This is a genomic window from Pedobacter ginsenosidimutans (assembly GCF_001442625.1).
In the GTDB taxonomy this organism is placed as follows: Bacteria; Bacteroidota; Bacteroidia; order Sphingobacteriales; family Sphingobacteriaceae; genus Pedobacter; species Pedobacter ginsenosidimutans.
The window spans coordinates 43,363-64,827 of the sequence record NZ_LMZQ01000015.1 but is presented as its reverse complement, the minus strand read 5'-3'; the positions used below and the strand labels follow the sequence as shown (position 1 = coordinate 64,827).

The 21,465-nt window shown below is 39.6% G+C and carries 16 protein-coding genes; 4 read left to right on the top strand and 12 right to left on the bottom strand.

What is annotated here, in order from left to right:
- Positions 1-187 precede the first annotated feature (187 nt).
- From ASU31_RS18470 to ASU31_RS18460, 3 genes are all read right to left on the bottom strand, one after another.
- Positions 188-1,447, bottom strand: coding sequence for a DUF2264 domain-containing protein (locus tag ASU31_RS18470; protein WP_057933759.1), 1,260 nt, complete (start codon positions 1,445-1,447; stop codon positions 188-190).
- 10 nt (positions 1,448-1,457) lie between these two features.
- Positions 1,458-2,654: a glycoside hydrolase family 88 protein gene (locus ASU31_RS18465; RefSeq protein ID WP_057933758.1), complete on the bottom strand. Its 1,197-nt coding sequence runs from the start codon at positions 2,652-2,654 to the stop codon at positions 1,458-1,460.
- 354 nt (positions 2,655-3,008) lie between these two features.
- A complete protein-coding gene (locus ASU31_RS18460; RefSeq protein ID WP_057933757.1) occupies positions 3,009-3,905 on the bottom strand; it encodes a LysR family transcriptional regulator in 897 nt (298 codons plus the stop codon).
- A gap of 91 nt (positions 3,906-3,996) precedes the next feature.
- Between ASU31_RS18460 and ASU31_RS18455 the strand changes: the two genes are divergently transcribed.
- A complete protein-coding gene (locus ASU31_RS18455) occupies positions 3,997-4,719 on the top strand; it encodes a class I SAM-dependent methyltransferase (protein ID WP_209435018.1) in 723 nt (240 codons plus the stop codon).
- A gap of 202 nt (positions 4,720-4,921) precedes the next feature.
- On the opposite strand, the gene ASU31_RS18450 is transcribed toward ASU31_RS18455, so the two are convergent.
- The 5 genes from ASU31_RS18450 to ASU31_RS18430 all read right to left on the bottom strand — a co-directional run bounded on the left by ASU31_RS18450 (position 4,922) and on the right by ASU31_RS18430 (position 13,640).
- Positions 4,922-6,694, bottom strand: coding sequence for a metallophosphoesterase (locus ASU31_RS18450; protein ID WP_057933756.1), 1,773 nt, complete (start codon positions 6,692-6,694; stop codon positions 4,922-4,924).
- Positions 6,695-6,744: 50 nt separating this feature from the next.
- Positions 6,745-8,289 carry a RagB/SusD family nutrient uptake outer membrane protein gene (locus ASU31_RS18445; protein ID WP_057933755.1) on the bottom strand — a complete coding sequence of 515 codons (1,545 nt, stop codon included), beginning with the start codon at positions 8,287-8,289 and terminating at the stop codon, positions 6,745-6,747.
- 17 nt (positions 8,290-8,306) lie between these two features.
- Positions 8,307-11,696, bottom strand: coding sequence for a SusC/RagA family TonB-linked outer membrane protein (locus tag ASU31_RS18440; RefSeq protein WP_057933754.1), 3,390 nt, complete (start codon positions 11,694-11,696; stop codon positions 8,307-8,309).
- A gap of 184 nt (positions 11,697-11,880) precedes the next feature.
- Positions 11,881-12,888 (bottom strand): FecR family protein, encoded by a 1,008-nt coding sequence (locus ASU31_RS18435; RefSeq protein WP_057933753.1) that lies wholly within the window; start codon positions 12,886-12,888, stop codon positions 11,881-11,883.
- Between the two features lie 161 nt (positions 12,889-13,049).
- Positions 13,050-13,640, bottom strand: coding sequence for an RNA polymerase sigma-70 factor (locus ASU31_RS18430; protein ID WP_057933752.1), 591 nt, complete (start codon positions 13,638-13,640; stop codon positions 13,050-13,052).
- Between the two features lie 435 nt (positions 13,641-14,075).
- On the opposite strand from ASU31_RS18430, the gene ASU31_RS18425 reads away from it, so the two are divergent.
- Both ASU31_RS18425 and ASU31_RS18420 read left to right on the top strand, forming a co-directional pair.
- On the top strand, positions 14,076-15,494 hold the full coding sequence (locus ASU31_RS18425) for an inorganic phosphate transporter (RefSeq protein WP_057933762.1): 1,419 nt from the start codon (positions 14,076-14,078) through the stop codon (positions 15,492-15,494).
- 32 nt (positions 15,495-15,526) lie between these two features.
- On the top strand, positions 15,527-16,348 hold the full coding sequence (locus ASU31_RS18420) for a universal stress protein (protein ID WP_057933751.1): 822 nt from the start codon (positions 15,527-15,529) through the stop codon (positions 16,346-16,348).
- Positions 16,349-16,687: 339 nt separating this feature from the next.
- On the opposite strand, the gene ASU31_RS18410 is transcribed toward ASU31_RS18420, so the two are convergent.
- Positions 16,688-17,020 carry a hypothetical protein gene (locus tag ASU31_RS18410; protein WP_057933749.1) on the bottom strand — a complete coding sequence of 111 codons (333 nt, stop codon included), beginning with the start codon at positions 17,018-17,020 and terminating at the stop codon, positions 16,688-16,690.
- A gap of 320 nt (positions 17,021-17,340) precedes the next feature.
- Here ASU31_RS18410 and ASU31_RS18405 point away from each other — a divergent pair, with 320 nt between their 5' ends.
- Positions 17,341-18,030 (top strand): hypothetical protein, encoded by a 690-nt coding sequence (locus ASU31_RS18405; protein ID WP_057933748.1) that lies wholly within the window; start codon positions 17,341-17,343, stop codon positions 18,028-18,030.
- A gap of 41 nt (positions 18,031-18,071) precedes the next feature.
- Here the strand turns inward: ASU31_RS18405 and ASU31_RS18400 are convergent, their stop codons facing one another.
- The 3 genes from ASU31_RS18400 to ASU31_RS18385 form a co-directional block, all read right to left on the bottom strand.
- The gene (locus tag ASU31_RS18400) at positions 18,072-19,013 is read right to left on the bottom strand and encodes a phosphatase PAP2 family protein (protein ID WP_057933747.1); all 942 of its coding nucleotides are present in this window, start codon (positions 19,011-19,013) and stop codon (positions 18,072-18,074) included.
- Position 19,014: 1 nt separating this feature from the next.
- Complete coding sequence (locus tag ASU31_RS18395) at positions 19,015-19,635, bottom strand: sterol desaturase family protein (protein ID WP_057933746.1); 621 nt, start codon at positions 19,633-19,635, stop codon at positions 19,015-19,017.
- A 537-nt stretch (positions 19,636-20,172) separates the two neighbouring features.
- Entirely contained in the window at positions 20,173-21,462 is a 1,290-nt protein-coding gene (locus tag ASU31_RS18385) for a DUF4833 domain-containing protein (protein WP_057933744.1), read from the bottom strand.
- Between the last annotated feature and the right edge of the window lie 3 nt (positions 21,463-21,465).

Below are 21,465 nucleotides of genomic sequence, written 5' to 3'. Positions count from 1 at the left end.
ACGAAGCAATCTCACCTATTCTAGCGCAAGTCTTAGCACCTCAGGCACAAGCAAAGGCCTGACTTGTGTTTTAGTCAAATCAATATATTAATCTATTAAGAAAATTTTAAAGCACATTCAGCCAACAACACTGCCCTAGCTATTAAGACTTGCGCTAGTGAGGGATACTTCTAGACCAATTATCTCACTAAAAATCTACATGATAATCTTTGGAAAACGGTTTTGCTGCCCAGGCTTTTTTTGATGTCCACTCTGCCGCAGGTGCAGCCCAAAACTCATCGGTAGCCGGTAAGCCCAAAGGAAGGAACGATAGTGTAGCCATGTACAAACTGCCTGTAGAGGTATAATAATCTGCTATTTCAGGATCATGCCCGCAAAAACCAAGCTGTAACCATCCTTTTGCATCAAAAGTTCCGGGTGTACCGTATATGTTCTGTTTAACTTTAGTTAAGGCCGAACGTACCTGAGCGGGCTGAATAGTGGCTGGTAACTTATGCATTAAGGCAATTTGGCTTAAAGCCTGGAAAGCGCCGGTTCTATAGGTAATTGAACGTCCAATTGGTGGGTAGGTTCCCTCAGGAGAAATCATCCGCTCTTGCCCTACTACATAACGCTGCATCCTTTTTACAGCAAGATCGTACCGTTCTTTTTTGATTAGCTTTTTATCGAGCATAACAGCTAGCGTATCCACCATCATCGGGTGGATTACAAAAGAATTGTAATAATCAAAAGCCATGTTTACACCATCACCGTACCAACCATCTCCTTTATACCATGCGTTTAAGGTATCTACACCCTCATTTAAGCGGCTTTCATCGTGTGGTTCGCCGATTGATAATAAAAAGGCTTCGGTAATAGAACCAAATAACAACCAATTATTTTTAAAGGGCTTTCTGTTCCTCAAAGATTTAAACGAAGCAATAATTTCGCGTTTTGTCTCGGGCTTCAAGGGTTCCCATAGGGCTTTAGGGGCTCTTAAAAAGGTTTGTGCCAGGTAGGCTGAATCAACAATCGGCTGATAATCTTTGGTAAAATTTAATTTATCAGGACTATTTGCCGCAAAACAGCTATCCAATCCCTGAATAGCTTGTAATTTCAATTTGTTCCTTAAAATACCTTCAGTTGTGGTATCATCAGGTAATGAAAGCCAGGGTGCAATTCCCGCATAGGTACGGCCAACGGCTTCTAAGTACGATACAGCAGGTGTTCTGGAATCGAATTTCGGCGCCGTAACCACTGGCATATTTTTAATCAATGTTCCATTGGCTAAATTGGAAACAACGGGGCTGGCAATTTTATAAAGCAGCTTATACCAGTATTCTCTGTCGTTTTTTGATTGAGCGTTTGTATTGTTATTAGTTTTTGTAACGGATAAAACTTCGTTAGGATTAAACAGCCCAAATACTCCGGTTAATGACAACGCGCCTATAAATTTTCTTCTTTCCATTTTGTGTGTGTTATAAATACCAGTTTTTATAGCGCGTTAGCGCCTCCAGATAGTAATAATCGGCGTAGCTCAGCGGAACGTCGACTTCTGATTTCAGGGGTAAGGCCCCTGTACTGTGCATCAGTAAAAAACCACCATTTTCACCCGGTTTTGCACTATATGCATCAGATGAAAGTGAAATGATCATTTTTTTTGCTTCGCCTACATATAATTTTTGCTCACTTTTTGTTGCATACTGTCCTAACTCCAACAAACCAGAGGCAATAACCGCAGCGGCGGAAGCATCGCGATAAGTACCTGGAATGTTCGGTGCGTTGAAGTCCCAATATGGAATCTGATCGGCAGGCATATTAGGATGATTGATAATAAATTTGGCGATGTTTTTTGCCTGATTAAGATAATGTTTGTTCTTGGTAAAACGGTACATCATGGTATAACCGTATAATCCCCAACCCTGCCCACGGCTCCAGGCCGATTCGTCAAATGCCCCCTGGGCAGTACCTCTTTTAAGTACTTTGCCCGTGGCCATATCATAATCTACTACATGGTAGGAACTATAATTTGATCTGAAATGGTTTTTAAGTGAAGTATCAGCATGATTGATGGCAATTTTCTTGTATTTCGGATCGCCACCATGATCGGACACCCACGCCAATAACTCCAGATTCATCATATTATCAATAATAACAGGCCCTTTCCACTGTTTACTACTATTCCACGATTGGATTACTTTAGCCGCCGGGCGGTAGCGCGTGGCAAGCGAAGCCGCAGCTGTATCGATAGTTGGTTTATATCGCGCATTACCTGTAATGCGGTAGGCATTGCCGAAACTACAGAACATCATGAAGCCTAAATCATGGTTTCCGGTATAATGTTTCTCCTTTTCTAGTACAGCAAGGCGTTTTTCGGCCTCTTTTAAGGTACCAGAATCTTTGGTGTATTCGTAAATATAAAGTAGCGACCCTGGGTAAAAACCACTGCACCACCATTTGGTATCGCTTGTTTCCAGCTTATTATTTTTTGAATAATAGGTTTTCGGCATGCGGTCTGCCGGTGTGTTTTTGGCGAGTAACTGATATTGTTTCCGTGCAAATTCAAATTGCCTGTCGAGCAGATTTTTCATTGCTTTTTTTTCATCAGCTGCCTTTTGTGCATAAGCAATTACTGCTGTAGCCAGAAAACATATGGCGAACAATAATTTCTTCATAGGTTAGGTAAATTTGTATAATTCATTTTGTGTTGAGCCTTAACATAGGCTTTTGATGTTGGTTGCGGCAAATTTGTGCTTTTACAAGCTTAAAAGAGATGAAAATCGGAAATGTTAGGGTAGAAAATCGGAAATCAACTACCTTTATGGTGTCAATTTTACAACAATCCATTTTACTGACCGTGTTTTAGACAGTTGACCGTTTCTTTTGAAAAATAATGCTCAATAGGTAGCTATAGGATTTTGAAATCTGTAAAAAGGGCTGCCTCCCATCTGAGAACAGCCTTTCTTACAATTTCATCGGTCTTTAATTGGATTATATTGATTAATGGTGGTGGATTTCATTATTCTTTTTTATTGAAAATCATTGATTTTCAACTCGGCATAGTGTTTAATAAACCAGGTTAATGCCGGATTTTTATTCGATTCCTTATAAGCCAATACCACTTCGGTATTAACCGGAATAGCGTCAAATTCGATAAAAGATACTTTCAGCTGTGCATATTGTTTTTTTAACGACAGCGGCAAAATCGATACACCCAGGCCCGCTTCTACCAGTTGTAATATGGAATGTACATTGTTGGCCTCGTGGGTAATATCGGGATTAAAGCCCATCCGCTGGCAAATCTCCATAAGTTTCTGGTTATACTGAGGTGCGAAATCTTTATTAAAGAATATAAACGGACTTTTCTTCAAAAAATCGGCAAGCCCGTTCCTGGCATCAATTTTTTGGTCGGTTAAAGGAATAACCACCACAAAGGGATCAAAAAACAAAGATTCTACTTTCAATTTTTCCGATAAAACCGGTGCTCTTAAAATCCCTACATCTAAACCACCATGTTCTAGTTCTTTAATTTGTGCAAGTGTAGGCACTTCAAACAAACTCGTCTTCAAATAAGGGAATTCCTGATGCATTAATTTTAAAATTTCTGCCAGGTGCGATTGGTAAACCGAACTGATGTAGCCAATCTTTAATTCGCCGCTAACGCCTTCATGAATTTTACGAACCACTTCTTTACTCTCTTCCAGTTTGGCAAACATGGCATCTACTTCAGTCTTAAAATATTTTCCGGCGTTTGTTAACGCAACCCGCTTATTACTCCTAACAAACAGCTGTACACCGAGTTCTTCTTCCAGTTCCTTAATCTGCCTGCTCAAAGGAGGCTGCGAGATAAAAAGTTTTGCTGCAGCTTTAGTAAAATGAAGTTCTTCTGCAACGGTTTTAAAATACAACAAATGTCTGAGTTCCATATTTATAATACTTAACAGGTATCGTTATATGCTTAAATTGATATTTTACAAATATGATTAACAGCACTAACTTTACAAAAAAATTAAAGCAATGAATAAAGATTATTTGCACAAGGCAACAAATGAAGAAATTAAAACAAGGTTTGATAACGATGTAGAACGTTTCTCTAACTTAGAGAGCGGACAACAAACCACCATCGATGCGCCACTTACCATGGAGCTTTGCACCGGAGCGGCCAGATACATCAATCCAAATGCAAAAGAACTGTTGGATATTGGATGTGGTGCGGGCAATTACACATTAAAAATGCTCAGTAAAATCCCAAACCTTAACTCTACACTTAACGACTTGAGTTTACCGATGCTGGAACGTGCAAGTGATAGGGTATCGGCACAAACTACCGGAACAGTAACTGTTATACAGGACGATATGCGTAACCTTAATTTACCCGATAATCATTTCGATATTATACTTGCTGCTGCAACATTTCATCATTTGCGCACCGATGCCGATTGGGAGCTTGTTTTTACCAAAGCTTACCAGGCTTTAAAACCTGGAGGCAGTATCTGGATTTCAGACCTCATTGCCCACGATTCTGTTTTGATCGATAATCTTTTTCAAGATCAATACGGGGCCTACCTGGAAACACTTGGTGGTGCAGCATATAAACAAAAAGTATTTGATTATATTGAATATGAAGATACCCCTCGCTCTTTAAACTATCAACTGGCTTTATTGCAAAAAGTTGGGTTTAGTGTTACCGAGATCCTGCATAAAAATTCTTATTTCGCAGCATTTGGTGCAATAAAATAATAAAAAGAGAGTGTATCATAAAGGCGATTTCAGCCCAGTTGCTGTCATGTTGAGCCTGTCGAAACACCTTAAAGCGTATTTAAACAGGTCCTTCGACAAGCTCTCCAAAGGAGTCCTTTGGACAGGATAACAAATCTATATTTATGATACAACCTCTTTGTTTTCAGCTTAAAATCACTCAACAGCTGAATAGCAGCAAAGATTAACGGTTTTTATTATTAATCAAATCCGCAGCCTTTCCGTTTTTGGCGTCAATAGGTTTACCATTCTGAAGGTAAATTAAACCGTTTCTATATACAGCCAAACTCGATTTCCCTCCAGCTAAATAATTGCCTGGAACAGGAATATCTCCTTCTTGTCCAAATTTTACCGGTTCTTTAAAACGGTCGATAATCCATTCGTTCGTTGAAGGTCTGAAAACAGCCATCTCTGTCCTACCGTCGCCATCATAATCTGCAGGTACCGGAATATCGCCTGGTGTATGTTTAACCTGCAAAGGAATATTACCGAGACTGGTTTGCCATAAAGAGTTGTCTTTACGGAATATACCTACATCCAATATCCCATCACCATCGTAATCTGCAGGAACAGGAGTACCATTTTTATGTCCGAATTTCACACTATCCAGTCCATCAAAGTACCATGTTAATGTGGAAGGACGATAAACAGCAGCCTCTGCGAAGCCATCTCCATCCCAATCTCCACACACCGGAATATCGCCTGCCCGACCAAGTACAACCTCTTTCCCTCCCTGGATATAAAACTTTCCTTCAGATGGTCTGAAAACCGCAAGCTCCGTTTTGCCATCACCATTATAGTCAGCTGGAGCTGCAACATCGCCCGGTTTACCAAAAACAACATCTGCCTGCCCAGATATTTTCCAGGTACCATTAGAAAAAAATGCGATTTCGCTAATACCATCGTTGTTATAATCCTGATACCTGGCCACTGTGGTATGGTGGAACCAGGGAAGTGTGAATTTACTATCCGCATCGGTTTCTTCTTCGCCCGTTACCGGAGAAAAAGTGCGTACACTGATCAGGTCTTTCGATTTAGAAAATTTCATGAGCCGCATTAAGCCGTGTCCCCCATCTGGCCTGCTCTGATAATCAGACAGGAATGATTTGATCACATTGCCAGCATAACCATCCTGGCGGTAGCCTTCGCCATTATCGCCCACATGGCCTGATAAAGTTAAAAATACATTAGGGTAACTTTTTAAACGATCGAAAACCCGCTGCCCCTGTTTAGAAAACTTCGGAAAGCCCTTTTCGTTGGTACCTGTTTTCTTGTTAAAATGAATAATAGAATGGCTCACTAAGATGGCCTTCCGGTCGATAAATTTTTCAAGCAACGCACTTGCCCATTTGTTCAATCCTTCAATATCCTCATCATAAGAATCATATTCAAAAAATATAGCAATGAATTTATAACCGCCTGCTTCGAAAAGGTCGAAATGGCTATCGTTATTATCACGATAATGCCCACCGTACCATTTTTTATTTTTGAAATGATCTATACCAAAATATTTATTGTACTGATCGGTTTTACCACTTAAAGGATACTGGCTTTTGGTTTGATCGTGGTTGCCTACGGCCATACCATATGGAATACCCTGCGGATAGCCAGGCTGTGGTTTTTCCAATTTATACATCGACCTGGCAGCATTTACCCATTGTTGCGGAAATTTTTCCCCATCATCAGAAATATCACCAAGATGGATTACGTATTTAATGTTTTCTTTTGCTGCATTTTTTGCAATCCACTCGGTCTGCGCCGAAAACATTTCCTTTTTCCCGCCATTCTTCTCTGAAGTATAATATTGGGTATCAGGTAGTACAACGATCGCAAATTCGTCGTCTGCTAAACGTTCTTGCTGCAAAGCAGGTATTAGGCTTGCACTTGTGGTTAATAACATTTGTGCACTTAAAAAAATGCAAAGGCTTTTCTTGAACAGTGCTTTATTTATGGTCATTTTTACTTAATTAAATTTTATTCCTCTTTTACTAGTCTTATACTTCAATCTTAAAAGTATCCCGGGTTTTGGATGATCTTAGGATTTAGCCCAACTTCATTTTGTGGGATTGGAAATAATAAATGGTGATTATCGATTACGTAAGCATCTGAGGAAAGAAATGGAAGCTGCTGCCTGATTTTAACACCAAATGCATTAATAACATTAATTGCCTTTCCGGTCCTCAATAAATCTGTCCATCTGCTATTTTCGAAAGCCAGTTCAACCCGGCGCTCATGTAGAATAATTGTTCTAAGCTCCGTTTGATCGGTACTTACAATATCCGTTAAACCAGCTCTTTTCCTCACCCTATTTAATGGCGCTAAAGCAAGCGCCGATTTGCCCTGTTCGTTCAAAGCCTCGGCCAATAACAATAATGCATCAGAAAAACGGTATATCGGAAAGTCATCGCTAGAACCCGTGGTTGCTGCAAGTGGCGAGTGCAGGTATTTTTTAATGTATGGTACACCAACCTTGCCTGCAGCCGGAGTATAATTAACAATACTTTTAACTGCCGAGTAAACAAAATAACTGCTGGCATCGTAAGTACCTTCGGCAATACCAATGGCGGCATCAAGACGTTTATCATTGGCTTCAAAATCGGCAATCAGATCGCTGCTCGGGGTATTCCATCCTCCTGTACCTGTATTATCGATCGCAATCCCGGTGAGCAATCTGGTATCCTTACTTCTGGGCAGAAAGTGGAATGAAAGTGCATTAGGTGTAGAACCTGTGATGGTACCGCCTAAAAACTGGATTTCGAAAATCGATTCCTTTCCGTTTTTATTGGCAGGTAAAAAGGTATCTGCATAATTCGCATTGAGGTCGTACCCCATGGTTAACAGACTATTCAATTGGGTTTCGGCCTCTGCCCATTTTTTTTGAACAGCATAAACATTAGCCAATAACATCGTGGCCGAACCTTTTGTTGCTTCGCCAGTTTGCGGAAATTTAGCTGGTGCTGAAAGCTCATTGATGGCATCTTTAGCATCAGCAATAATCTGGGCATAAACTTCAGTTTCAGTAGCTCTAGGTTTAAACGCATCTTCTGCTGTTTTAACTTCGGCTATCGAAAGTGGTACCCCACCATATAAGCGAACCAGTTTGAAATAATTAAGCGCCCTTAAAAACTTGGCCTGTCCATCCAAATTGGCTTTTACGGCATCGGCAAGATCGGAAGTTTTTAATCTTTCGATAATGATATTGCAACGTGAAATACCTGTATAACTGTGTTGCCAGGTTGCCGAAACATAAGCATTGGTAGAGGTGTTGGTAAAATCAGAAATATTCTCACGCTCTACATAGGCCGTTCCCCTATTTCCAGGAATAGGCTGGTACACCGTATTATCTGAATGCATTTCAGAGGTAAAATAGTCGTTTATTAAAACATCTCTTAGCGGTGCATAAGCAGCTACCACAGCAGAACGGAATTGCTGTTCGGTTTTATAGAATACTCCATCAGTATAAGAATCTTCGGGATTAAGTGCAATAAAATCCTTTTTGCATGAACTGATACCAATGGTTAACAGTATAATGGCTATATATATCTTTTTCATTTTTTTAACTTAAATGGTTACCTGAATGTGGTTGAGATCCCTAAAGAAAAGGTTCTTGGAATTGGATAGGCATTTTCATCTACCCCAACACCCAAAGTTGGGTCTGATCCGCCCACATTTGTTTCGGGGTTCATTCCCGAATAACCGGTGATAACGAAGGCTTGCTGCACGGAGGCAAAAACGCGAAGATTTTTCAACATGAGGTTTTTTACAGGTATGGTATAACCCAGTGAAATATTTTTGGCAGCCAAATAAGATCCGTCCTCAATCCATTGTGTATTCACGTTACGGCCAATACCAGTAGTTCCAGATTTGGTTCTCGGGTAAATGCCTGATCCCGGATTTTCTACCGATCGCCAACGGTCTGCTGCTGCTGCCAGCAAAATCCTCGAACCATCCATGTTGGTTTGATAGGCCCATTTGGCGGCATTTAAAATTTTACCACCTACCGAAAAAGTCATATCAACAGTCAGATCGAAGTTTTTGTATTTAAAATTATTCACCATACCACCGGTAAAGGTTGGTGTTGGATCGCCAATAAAAGTACGGTCGTTCACATCGTCAATTACGCCATCGCCATTAATATCTTTAACCTTGATGGTGCCGATATCTGAATTGCCATTAGGTTTTGCAGGGGTACTTAAATACTTAGCCGAATTAGCCAGATCTGCAGCATCTTTGTATAAACCTTCGAAAACAAATCCGTAAAACTCTCCTAAATGATGACCAACCTGCTGACGGAAATAATCTGAACTTACAGTAACATTTCTTCTGATAAAACCAGGATCAACCAAATTGGTAATCAGGTTGCGGTCGAATGAAAGACTTAAGTTGGTATTCCATTTAAAGTTACCGACCAGGTTTTTTGAGCTGACCGAAAATTCATGTCCCCACATTTTAAGTTCGCCCACATTAAATATAATCTGAGAAAAGCCTGAAGAGGTTGGGATGGCACGTTGTTGAATCAATCCATCAGTTAACTTTCGGTAATAATCGTAGGTAAAATTAATCCTGTTGTTCAGAATACCCAATTCAAGACCTAAATCGAGCTGTTTGTTACGCTCCCACCTTAACTCCTGGTTAGGCAGGCGGTTAATGGTTTGGCCTTGTGTAATTATGTTATTGAAGTTGTAATAATAAGTACCTATGGTGGCCTGCGAATCGTAGTTACCTGCGAAAAAGTTATTTCCGGTAATGCCATAACTTGCACGAAGTTTTAAGAAATCGATACCTTTTACGTTTTTCATAAAGCCTTCATCAGTTACAATCCATCCGGCAGATACCGAAGGAAAACTTCCCCATTGTTTGTTAATGCCGAATTTAGATGAGCCATCACGTCTTACCGCAGCTGATAAAAGATACCTGCCCTTATAAGCGTAATTAATTCTCGCAATTGCCGAAAGCAAAGTGTAAGAACCAGCACCACTACTACCGGTTACACTGGTAGCCGCACCTAAATACTCAATATCATCACTCGCAAAGCCTAGTCCGGTTAAGGTATTGCTGTAGGTACTAAATTGTTGCGCCGAGTATCCTACAAGCGCATCAATACTATGATCTTTTGCAAAGGTTTTGTTGTAGGTAAGGTTTCCTTCTGCAGTCCACGAACCGTTATCAACCGACGAACTTGTTCCCGTGGTTTGTCCCTGCGTTCCTGTAACCAATCCTGCCTGGAAATATTTACGCATCTCGGCCCCTTTATCTACGCCCAGATTCGTTTTTACAATAAGGCCAGGTAAAAATTCGTAATTCAGATAACCATTACCTAAAATGCGGGTAGTATTATAATCATCGTTGGTAAGTTCATAAGTGGCCAGTGGATTGATGTAAGCAACCATACCCGGAGAGGCCACATTTCTGATATAGGTACCATCTGGATTATAAGGCGAAATTAGTGGGCTGGCTTCGAAAAAACGTTCAAAATAACCACCAACACCATCGCTATTTAACCTATTGTTATGGTCCATTCTATAACTTGGGGCCAGATTAAAACCAACTTTAAGTTTATTATTGGCCGAAGTAAAATCCTGATTGAATCTTAGGGAAAATAACCTGGTTCCGTTATTGATTACTACGCCCTGTTGTTCCTGGTATCCGGCAATGACCGTTGACGAGGAATGTTCTCGTGCCGATTGAACCGTTAGATCGTAACTCTGGATAGGTGCCGAACGGGTTAGCAGATCGAACCAGTTGGTTCCTTCACCGTATTGTTCGGGATTATCATAAGCGGCATGGTAATCTGCAGCGATGGTATAACCCGGTTCATATTTTAATCCATCTTCCCCACGCTCTTTCATAAATGTTGCAAATTCCCTTGCCGTCATCATTTTAGGCAATTTCCCAGTTGGAATCTTCTGGATGCCGTAATAAGTTGAAAAATCTATCTTCGAATCGCCTGGTTTTGCGTGTTTGGTGGTAATGAGCACCACACCATTCGCTGCCCTCGATCCATAAAGTGCAGTTGCGGATGCATCTTTTAAAAAGCTAAAGCTTTCAATTTCTGCTGGATTAATGTTATTGATACTCCCTGTTATAGGGGTACCATCGATTACGAATAAGGGTTGGTTACTGGAATAAAATGAAGCCGCGCCGCGGATAATAAACCCCATTCCACGCCCAGGCTGCCCGCTGGTTTGCGCTATCTGTACACCGGCAATTTTTCCTTGCAGCTGCTGGGCGAACTGACCAACAGGCATATCCTGAAGCTGAGTAGCATCAATAGTAGCTATAGATCCGGTCACATCTTTTAACCTTTGTTTTCCATAACTCACAACCACTTCCGAAAGCTGATTATCTGCAGGTTTCATCGAAAAACTTAAGGCTGTAGTTTTACCTTCTTTTACGGTTACCCCTGTCATTCTTTGCGTTAGGAAAGAGATATAGGAAATTTCAATGGTATAGTTACCAGGTTTTAACGAAAGGGTGTAATTACCATTAGGATCAGTTTGAATGGTTTGTCCGGTTTCGAGCACTTTTAAGGTAGCGCCAGGTAGTGGACCACCTTTTTCGTCGACAATACGACCAGAAATATTCCCTGGCTGCTGAGGAACTGGTTTTTGAGCAATTACCACATAACCCTCTACTATTTTATATTCGAGATTGGTTTCGACAAGTACTCTTTCAATCAGGTACTTTACCGTTTTAGTTTGCTGGCCCAACGTAATTTCGGTTTTCACCCCCCTAAGCAACCGCTCTGGCAGCACAAACTTAACACCACTTTTTTCCTGAATGCTTAACAAACTTGCTTTAACAGTTGAATGATCTAAATTGATATCGATTACCTGATCGAGGTTCTGGCTGTGAACGCTCCCGGCCAAAAGCACGCCGATAAAGGTAAACTGTGCGATTAAAAGCATAAATGAACACCTCATCATAAACTTAATTGTAGGATGTAATCCTTTTTGCATAAATTTGTATATTAATAGTTTGCCCGGTTATAAACCGGAATAATTGTTGATTTTTTTCTTCATTTAATCGCTCTGTCGTCGAAAAGCAAGCGATTATAATGCGATAAAGACTGCTTCCCCGCCCTATGGATGGGGAAGTTTGTTATTTTTAATCCATTGATTTCCTTTCCTATTTTTTTGAATGTTAACGGATAGTTATTTCGTTATTTTTAATATTATATTGGAATTTTCCTGCAGCAGAAAGTACATTTAACAGCTTATTTATCGATACAGTTGCATCCATAGTTAGTGTCATCCGTTCCATCGATTTTTGCCGTTTTTTGAAAATGATTTTAACATTATACCAGCGCTCAAGTGTTTCACAGATTTCTAAAAGGGTTGAATTATGGAAGGCCAGCTGCGATGATTTAAAACCAGTAACATCAGCAATGTCGACACCTCCGGTATTGGCTTTGCCACGGAAATAAACCACCCGTTGTCCGGGTGTAAGGATTGCCAATGATTCGGTCCTATTTCCCTTTATTCTGTTTACCCTTACTTTTCCGGTTGCTACCTCTACCATTAGGGCTTTATTGTTAAATGCCTCTATTTTGAAAGAGGTGCCAAGAACCTGGGTGCTAACCTTTCCGGTATGGATAATGAAAGGTTTTTTGGGATTTTTTGTTACCTCAAAAAAAGCTTCTCCATACAGGCTAATTTCTCTTTTAGCTGCTGAAAATGTTTCCGGGTATTTTAAGCGGCTGCCGGCACCAAGGTACACTACACTGCTATCGGATAAAATTATTTTAGACCGCTGACCATTTGGGTTACTATGCTCAATAAAAGCCAATACCTGTTGATCGGGTTTACTAAAATGCATGATCAGGTAAACACTTAGTGTAGTGATTACCAGCGTGGTCCAGATGGCTGCGTATTTAAAATTGAAGCGCTTTTTCGCCTTTAACTCTTGCTCCTCTTGTTTGTCCGTAATTCTTTGGTTGATTGAATTGTTCCAATATTGTTGTTTAATATGCGGAACATCCTCTGCTTCAAATAGCGCCCAATCTTTGGCCTGATTGGAGGAGAGGATTTTGCTTAATAAGATTTCAGATTCTGGCTGTTTTAAGAATAAGCGCACCATTTGCTCTTCTTGTGCAGAACATTCACCTTTAAGGAATTTTTCTAGAAGTAATTGATCAACCAACTTGGTCATGTTTGTTTGGCTCGGCGCATATTAATCGCCTTCAGCTAACAAGGGACAAAAAAAGCGCTAAGGGGCTAATGCACCTCCAAAAAAAACACATAAGCAACTGATAATCAAATAAATTAATTTTAAAAAAAAGATTAATAGAAGCAATAAAAGGAGGGATTAGCTTAATGCCAAAGCAGTAGAAGGCTAACAATTAATGCAGCATCTCTATATCTCAGCAAGCTTTTACGGAAATGGTTCAACGAAAATTTGAGATGGTTTTTCACCGTGTTGATCGAAATATCGAGATTATTGGCAATTTCGGCATGGCTCAGCTCTTCTTCCCTGCTCATTTGGAAAACAATTTTGCGCTGAGGACTTAAAAGATTAAGCTTATCCTGATAGTTCTGCTCTAGTTCACTTGCTAAAATTGCATAATCGGCGGTGTTACTGGTAAAACAGATGTGATTTTCTATACTTTCTATTGAAGCCGTTTCGATGGCCTTTTTTCTGATCGCTTTAATGGTTGCGTTTTTCGCCGCCCTAAAAATATAATGTTTAAACTCTCCCTGTACTTCGAGTGTGTGCCTTTTCTCCCACAGCCACATCATCAAGTCCATCATTGCCTCTTCTGCAAAACATTCATCGCTTACATAACCAAGCGCATATTTAAAAAGCTTGTTAAAATACCTGTCAAATAAAACATTAAACGCTTTCAGGTTGTCGCGCGAACATTCTTCTAGTAATTGTCGATCTGAAAGTGAGGGATATTCCATAAAAAATGGATGATTCTATTTCCAGCAAAACTAGAGTCCCGAGTTTATTTTTTGATTAATTAGATGTTAAGTATTCATTAATAAATCAGATACAAACCAATGGCGAATTTATAGTTTATACTAAACTTTCATCCCCCGCAAATGCCGGAACAAAAATGCCAACTGAACTTAGACTTACCTCTCAAAAGATGGCTCATTTAATGCCATTGAACTACCGCCCTTACCTGGACCAGGTTACATCTACAGCTTTGATATTTTTGAAGTGGAACAAACAACGTACCTTATACCACAACAGCCTTTTTCTTTTACTACAATTTGCGCATTAACACATTGATAACAATCATTTAACCTACAACACGATTTAAATCAGCTACTTATTCATTTATTTGAATAGCGCAGATACCGTTATCTGCTATGGATATCCAAACTGATCTTATGCCGTCGTTCTGCAACATCATTCCCTTTCTGGGAAACACCGATTTAAGTACACCTCTTGTCATCATTTTTATAATCTGCTTGCTTGCCGTAGTTGGTTTCGAATTTGTTAACGGGTTTCACGATACGGCCAATGCAGTAGCTACAGTGATTTATACCAAGGCACTTAAACCTGTTATCGCTATTCCCTGGTCGGGCTTTTGGAATTTCATGGGGGTATTTACCGGTGGGATAGCCGTAGCCATGGGTATTTTAAAACTCGTACCCTTGGATGCCTTAATGAATCTTCCTATTGGCGTTGGGGCAGCAATGGTACTGGCTGTTTTACTGGCCTCTATTGCATGGAATCTGGGCACCTGGTATTTGGGCATTCCCTGTTCGAGTTCGCACACCATGATCGGTGCTATGATTGGTGCTGGTTTGGCATTTACCTGGTATTATGGAGGCAAAGGCGTAAACTGGGGCAAGGCCGAAGAAATTGGCTTATCATTAATTTTATCGCCCATTATCGGCTTTGGCCTGGCCGTTTTACTCATGTACTTTTTAAAACATATTGTGAAGTACCATGCGCTTTTCCACATCCCGCATGGTGAAAACGACCGTCCTCCTTTACTCATCAGGGGTTTACTCATCACTACTTGTACCTTAGTTAGCTTTTTTCATGGCAGTAACGACGGACAAAAAGGTGTTGGCTTACTCATGTTGATCCTGATTGCTTTTTTGCCTGCAAAATTTGCGGTAAATCACCATATCCCAAATGATAAAATACTTTCCCAACTGAACCAGACCGAACAGGTGCTTCAAAAAACAGCAGCACTTAATCAGGGCAAAAGATTGGATATTACCACCCTGGTAACTAAAATAGACAAGGCTAAATTCCACCTGTCGCTAAAAAATGAAACAGATAAAAAAAATACTTATCTTTTCCGAAAGCAGATAGAAGACGTAATTGCTTCGGTAAAAATAGTAAGAACGGATAAAACACTCATCATTAACAAAACCGACGATCAGTTCCTGGCTGATAACACTACTGAATTAGCTAAAGTGGTTGAGTTTGCACCTCTATGGGTTGTACTGTTAATTTCCATTTCACTAGGGCTTGGCACCATGATTGGCTGGAAACGGATAGTGGTTACCATTGGCGAAAAGATTGGAAACGAACATTTAAATTATGCTCAGGGTGCAACTTCCGAAATTGTAGCCGCATCTACCATCGGTTTAAGCACAGCCTTCGGCTTACCGGTAAGTACAACACATGTATTATCAAGCGGGATAGCCGGTGCCATGGTGGCCTCTGGCGGAAAAGAAAATTTAAACAATAACACCTTAAAAAATATTGGCTTAGCCTGGATCCTTACTTTGCCAGTATCGATTGTTTTAGCCATCTTGTTATTTATGCTTTTTCATTTGTTTATCTAACCCTATTCAAATCATCCTATTATTTTTCAAAAATGAAACAGATACTTGTAGCAACAGATTTTTCGAGAAGTGCAGGAAACGCCCTGGCTTACGCCTTAGCTATGGCAAAAACACTAAAAATGGAGGTTGTGGCCATCCATGCCATCCACCCTACCGAAGGAATAAACAACAGTACTTATAATGCCATTTTTATCGAATCTTATTATGAAAATAAAAGGGCTGCCTTAAAAGAATGGGCCGGAAACATTAAGGCAAAAGAAAACTATACCGATGTTAAATTGGAAACCACCTGCGATGTTGGTTTTTTAAGGGCAGTAATTACCAATCATACAGAAAAAAATCCCGTAGAACTTTTGGTAATGGGCATTACCGGAGCAACAGGCATTAGTGGTATTGTGGGTAGCAATGCCAGTATGGTGGTTACCAAAATGAGAATCCCAACGCTAATTGTCCCTTTAGAAAGCAGTTTTACAAACTTTCCCATTATTACGCTGGCCACCGACTATGAAACCGTTTTATCACCTAAAGATATTACAGCACTGAGCGAACTCTTAAAAGCTTCGGGTACAAGAAAAATGCAGGTACTTTATGTTGCTGAAAAATCGGATGAGGTACATATCCAAACCGGAGAAAAAAGGATCAGAGAATTACTTCCTGATACAAAAATAGAATTTAACTACATTATGGACAGTAGTGCGCCAAACGGTATTATGGATTTCATTAAAAGCAACCATACCGATATACTTTGTTTAGTTAAACATCACCACAATATTATTTACCGGTTATTTACCAGTAGTACGGTTAATCAGGTACTAAACAAATCGGTAAAAGCAATCCTGGTGTTACATGAATAGATTTTAATGGCTGATTTGATGTGATTTTCTTCCAAGCACCCAGCGGTTACGCATGCAACGGTAACACCTATACCGTTTCATAGGCAACCAGAATAACAGGGTTTTCATCATAAATGTCCGTGGAATTCTTTCCAGATCCGATTTATCACCCTTACCACATGGGCATACACCTTGAAAATGGCCGTTGCCGATTGAATCGATTGCTGCTGTCATGACACAAAAATTGAAAACTTATACTAACCCTATAGATAACCAAAAATACAGCGCTAATGTTAATATAAAATAACCTGTTCAATACCAAACCAGGTTTATCACTTTAGTACCAAGAAAATCTCGCAGTTATTTCCTGATCTTTCTATAAAGCCTGGCTATTTTTTTGGCATCTTTTTTAAATGTTTCGAGATAATCTTCTATTTCTTTCTTCGATAATGTTTCGATCTTCGCTTTAACTGCATGCTTAAAACTACCTACTGCAAGTAGCTGGTTTTTGTTATCGCGAAATTTCACATTCGGAAAAAGCTCTGAAATATGACGTTTATTTCTTTCCCTGATTTCGCTCAGTTTAGTAAAAGATTTTGAGTTTGTATCGCTATTTAAATCTGTGAGCGAATCGTAATAATCATAATCGTTAATATAATTGATAACGCTAAGGGTAACAATGTTCGAATCCATATTTACTTTTGTTTCAGTTAAATATAACAGTTTGTATTTAAAATACACAGTACTGCATAAACATATAACATTCCCAATAGCCGGTCGTTTAAGATCAACTATTGGGCTTTTTTAATTACTTATGGCCCTTATCTAAATTGAATAACATAAACAAAAAACTATATTTTTAAATTTTGAAATATTCGTACTTTTTAACCAATTTTTAGGACTTATAGACCTTTTTTAGCAATGGTTCTTGAGCGAAATTTGTAGTCTAACTTATCGGCAGAATCATGTTTATTGATTTTTCTAGCTGATGACAAATGCAAATTCAATAAAAAATGGTCAGTCCCACTATCTCATCAAGCCCAAGCGGTTTAAAAACTGCTATTATCCGATTTCTTATTTATGGTTCAATAATGGTTTTATTGTCTGAATTTCTGAAGTGGAATGTGCAGCATGAAGCAGGAAGTAATAAATTCAGTGAACAATCAATTGTAGAATATGTGCAGAGCTTGCTGCTATTATTAAGTGCCCTTACTTACCTTTATATTTCATTTAAACATAAATCATCATTCCCACTTGCTTTTGCCTTATTTAGCTTCACAATGGCGTCTCTCATCAGAGAGCAAGACGCTTTTCTTGATGAACATGTTTATGATGGGGCGTGGCAAACCGGCGCTTTTGCTTTACTTTTTCTTGCAATTATTATTATATACAGAAATAAAGGACTCTTTTTTTCTAACCTAAACGGTTTTGTAAACAAATTTTCCTTTGGGATACTATTATCTGGAATTTTAACTACTTATATTTTCGCGCGTTTATATGGTAGAAAAGTGTTTTGGATGGCCGTTATGGAAAATCAATATATCCGTGATGTGAAGAATGTGTCAGAAGAATCGCTCGAACTTTTTGGCTATACACTTATCCTTATCGCTACTGTAGAATTTTACCTGCTTGCGAAAGCAAAAAGCAACTGTCAGGCTTTAACCATGCGTAACAGCCAAACACCACTTAACCTTTCAGCATAACATCATATACTGAAACATCGTACCTGATCAATGCTGGTTGTTTAATTACTAATGGCGTTGATCAGTTTTTTTCCAAAGTGCTTCAAACCTGTGTTGCGCATTAAATAATTAAAAGAAATAATACCCAATATGGCGCAGCTTATTCCAGCCAGGACATCAAGCGTATAATGATGACTGGTATATACGGCAGAAAACCAGATACCCAGCATTACAGTAAAAAAGAAAATATTAATTTTCCCCAAACGGTTTTTTAAACCGTAATAAACAACAATAACAGGATATGATGAGTGCAGCGATGGCATAGCTGCAAATACATTAGAACCTTTGCTGTATATGCCATGAAAGAGCGTAATGTTAAAATAATGATCAAACCGGGCCAATCCGGCAGTATTGCCGGCAGTTTTCGCGATAAATCCGAAGCCATGTTCCTGCACATACCATGGCGGTGCCGCCGGGAAAGCATAGTAAACCACAAAGCCCAATAAATTTACCCAGACAAAGGTGAGCGAGAACCGAACAAACTGTTCCTTATTCTTAAAAAAAAGATAAGTAGCGAAGGCCAGCGGAACAGGTACCCACATCAGGTAGAAAAACCCTGTTAATACATCTAAAAATGCAGTACTGTTTATTTTCCAATACTCGTTAGGTGTAAGTATTAAGCCATGGTAGTTAATGCCGAAAGTATTTTTTTCCAGGTCATATAAATCTTCAATATGTACCGTATTAAAAAGATAATTCGGAAAGGCTTTCATGTAATCAAACAGTATCCAATAGACGATAAAGATTGAAAAGCCGAGGATAAACTGCCTGGTTCCCTTCGAGATATAAAACAAAGCGTTAAAAATAAAAATCAGCACCAGCTGGTCGGTTTTAAAGCCGACCAGTAGTACTGATAACAATAGATATCCAACAGATATAGCAACTGTTAGATAAATATTCCGAAGATTATAAAAACTGTTTTTAAGCAATACCTCTTGCTGCATGTTATTTTTTATCAAAATTAGATCTAAAAATATGATCCCAAAAAGTCCAGCTTACCCCATAACCCTTGGTCGAATCGGAATAATGGTGAAGCATATGGTGCTGTTTTAACTGTTTCCAGAAACCGCTTTTAAAATTGGCATGATGAAGCGCATAATGTACCATATCATAAAAAAGATAGCCGATCATAAAACCGGAAAAAAATGGATAAACCACTGTATCAGGCAATAACCAATCGAAAAGAAAGTAAAAACCCAAAGCCATAGGGATACTTGCTGAGGGGGGCATTACCAATCTTTTGGCATCATTGGGATAATCGTGGTGTACCCCATGAAAAATAAAATGGATTTTCTTGCCCCATTCTGCATCTGGCTCGAAATGAAACACGTAGCGGTGCAGGATGTATTCGGTAATGGTCCAAATGGCCAGGCCTAACAAAAACCAGCCTGCAAAATTTAAAACGGGCATTTCGATTTCCCAAAGCGCTTTCCAAAAAAGAAAAGCAATCACTGGAACATAAACAATCAAAGGCACATAAAACCTAACTTTTGATAAGCTTTCTAAAAAGTCGTTTTTAAACATCCTGATGGATGCGGTCGAATTTGAAACAAAATTCTTTTTCATTGGTAATATTTTTAACTGGTCTTCGACTACTCTCACGTTTAATCGTCATCCTGAACTTGTTTCAGGATCTTTTCCTTAAACAATTTATCATTCTCAACGTAGGGTCTTCGACTCCGCTCAGACTGACAAATCATATAATCGATCGTCATTCCCGCGCAGGCGGGAATCTTAAAGCTTATCGCATTACGATCCCCAATCAACCCGATAGCTATCGGGTTGGGAATGACGACCCAATAAAGGTCTTCGGCTCCTCCTTGGTTCGTCATCTCGGTCCGATAGCTATCGGATGAAGCGAAGCGGAATGGAGAGACCTTTGAATATAGATTTAGCTGCGCTGAGCACTTCGTGGTTCTCGGCTCCGTTTCACTTCGCTCGAAATGACTTGTAGAGATGACTCCACTCAGACTGACAAATCACTATTATTCTGAACGTAGTGAAGAATCTCTAATCTATAACACACAGCCACCCAACCCCATATCAAAAGATTCTTCGTTGCACTCAGAATGACAATCAACGCCACCCGCATTACGCCCTCCGCTAAACCTTAATCCTTTCAACTAACACTTTTGAAGGCTCTGAAGCATCAAAACCTTTTATCTCTACATATTTCACATTCGGAAACCAAAAGGTACCTCCCTCAATCCGAAGGAAAATCCGTTCTAACTGCATTTTTTTATTATTAATGGTAGCAAAAACATGATATTTTTTATCTGCGCCAGATTTATTCAGGTACATCGGCAGTTTTTTATGCGAGGTAAACCGCAATTCGAACTGACCGTTACCCAGATTTTTGCTGATAATGCCATATGCAAATTTCCGCTGGATATAACTCAGCTCTTTCTTTTCGCCTTTATCTCCGTAGCGCATCCAAAAAACATTTACAGGCTGTTCTTTATTTACTTCGCCATGTTTATCTACATTTAACTGGCAGATAATGGTATTTGTATTCGGATCGCGCTGTAAATAAAACAGCTGATTATTGATATCTTTTGGCGTTGGAAAAGTAATTGGAGAAGGATCTGATCCCTGCGCATTTGCATTAAAGGAAAGTACTCCGGTTAAACTTCCAACTAATACCAAACCAGCAATTAATGCGGCCTTGTTATTTCCTTTTCGCTCATTAAACTCTTGCGCTTCGAGCCCTTTTTTGGCTTCCTGTAACCTTTTAACAGCCGTAATATTGGTCAATACCGCCATTAGGGTAATGGGCATGGTAAAAATCGACATCGTTTCGAAAACATGAAATGAAATGCCTGGTACATAAACTTTGTAATCGCCACCAATAAAATGACCAGCAATACCGCAGGCTATAGCAAAAACGCCAATGGTTACTACCCTTTCCGGCCTTTGCATTAAACCACCTTTACACTCCACACCTAATCCCTCGGCTCTCGCACGGGTATAACTCACCATCATCGAGCCGATTAATGCGATAAACGCAAACAAGGAACTTAAAAAATAATGATGCGCAACCAGGTAATAACAGATCCCTAAAAACATGATCATTTCACTATAACGGTCGAGTACCGAATCGTACAAGGCCCCAAACTTCGAGCTCATGTTTCCCAATCGCGCCACCTGACCATCGAGCATATCGAACAGACCTGCAAAAAGCACCAATGCTCCACCCCAACCGATGTATGACATATCGCCACGATTCGATTTTTCGGCACCGAGTACAAAAATAACCGCCACACCAATATTCAGGATCAAGCCTATGGTGGTTACCGCATTAGGTGTTAAGCCAATTTTAATCAGTCCCTTTACAAAAGGGTTAATCACTTTATATATGCCCTGTTGCAGGCTGTCCCTTAATTTAGTTTCCATAGC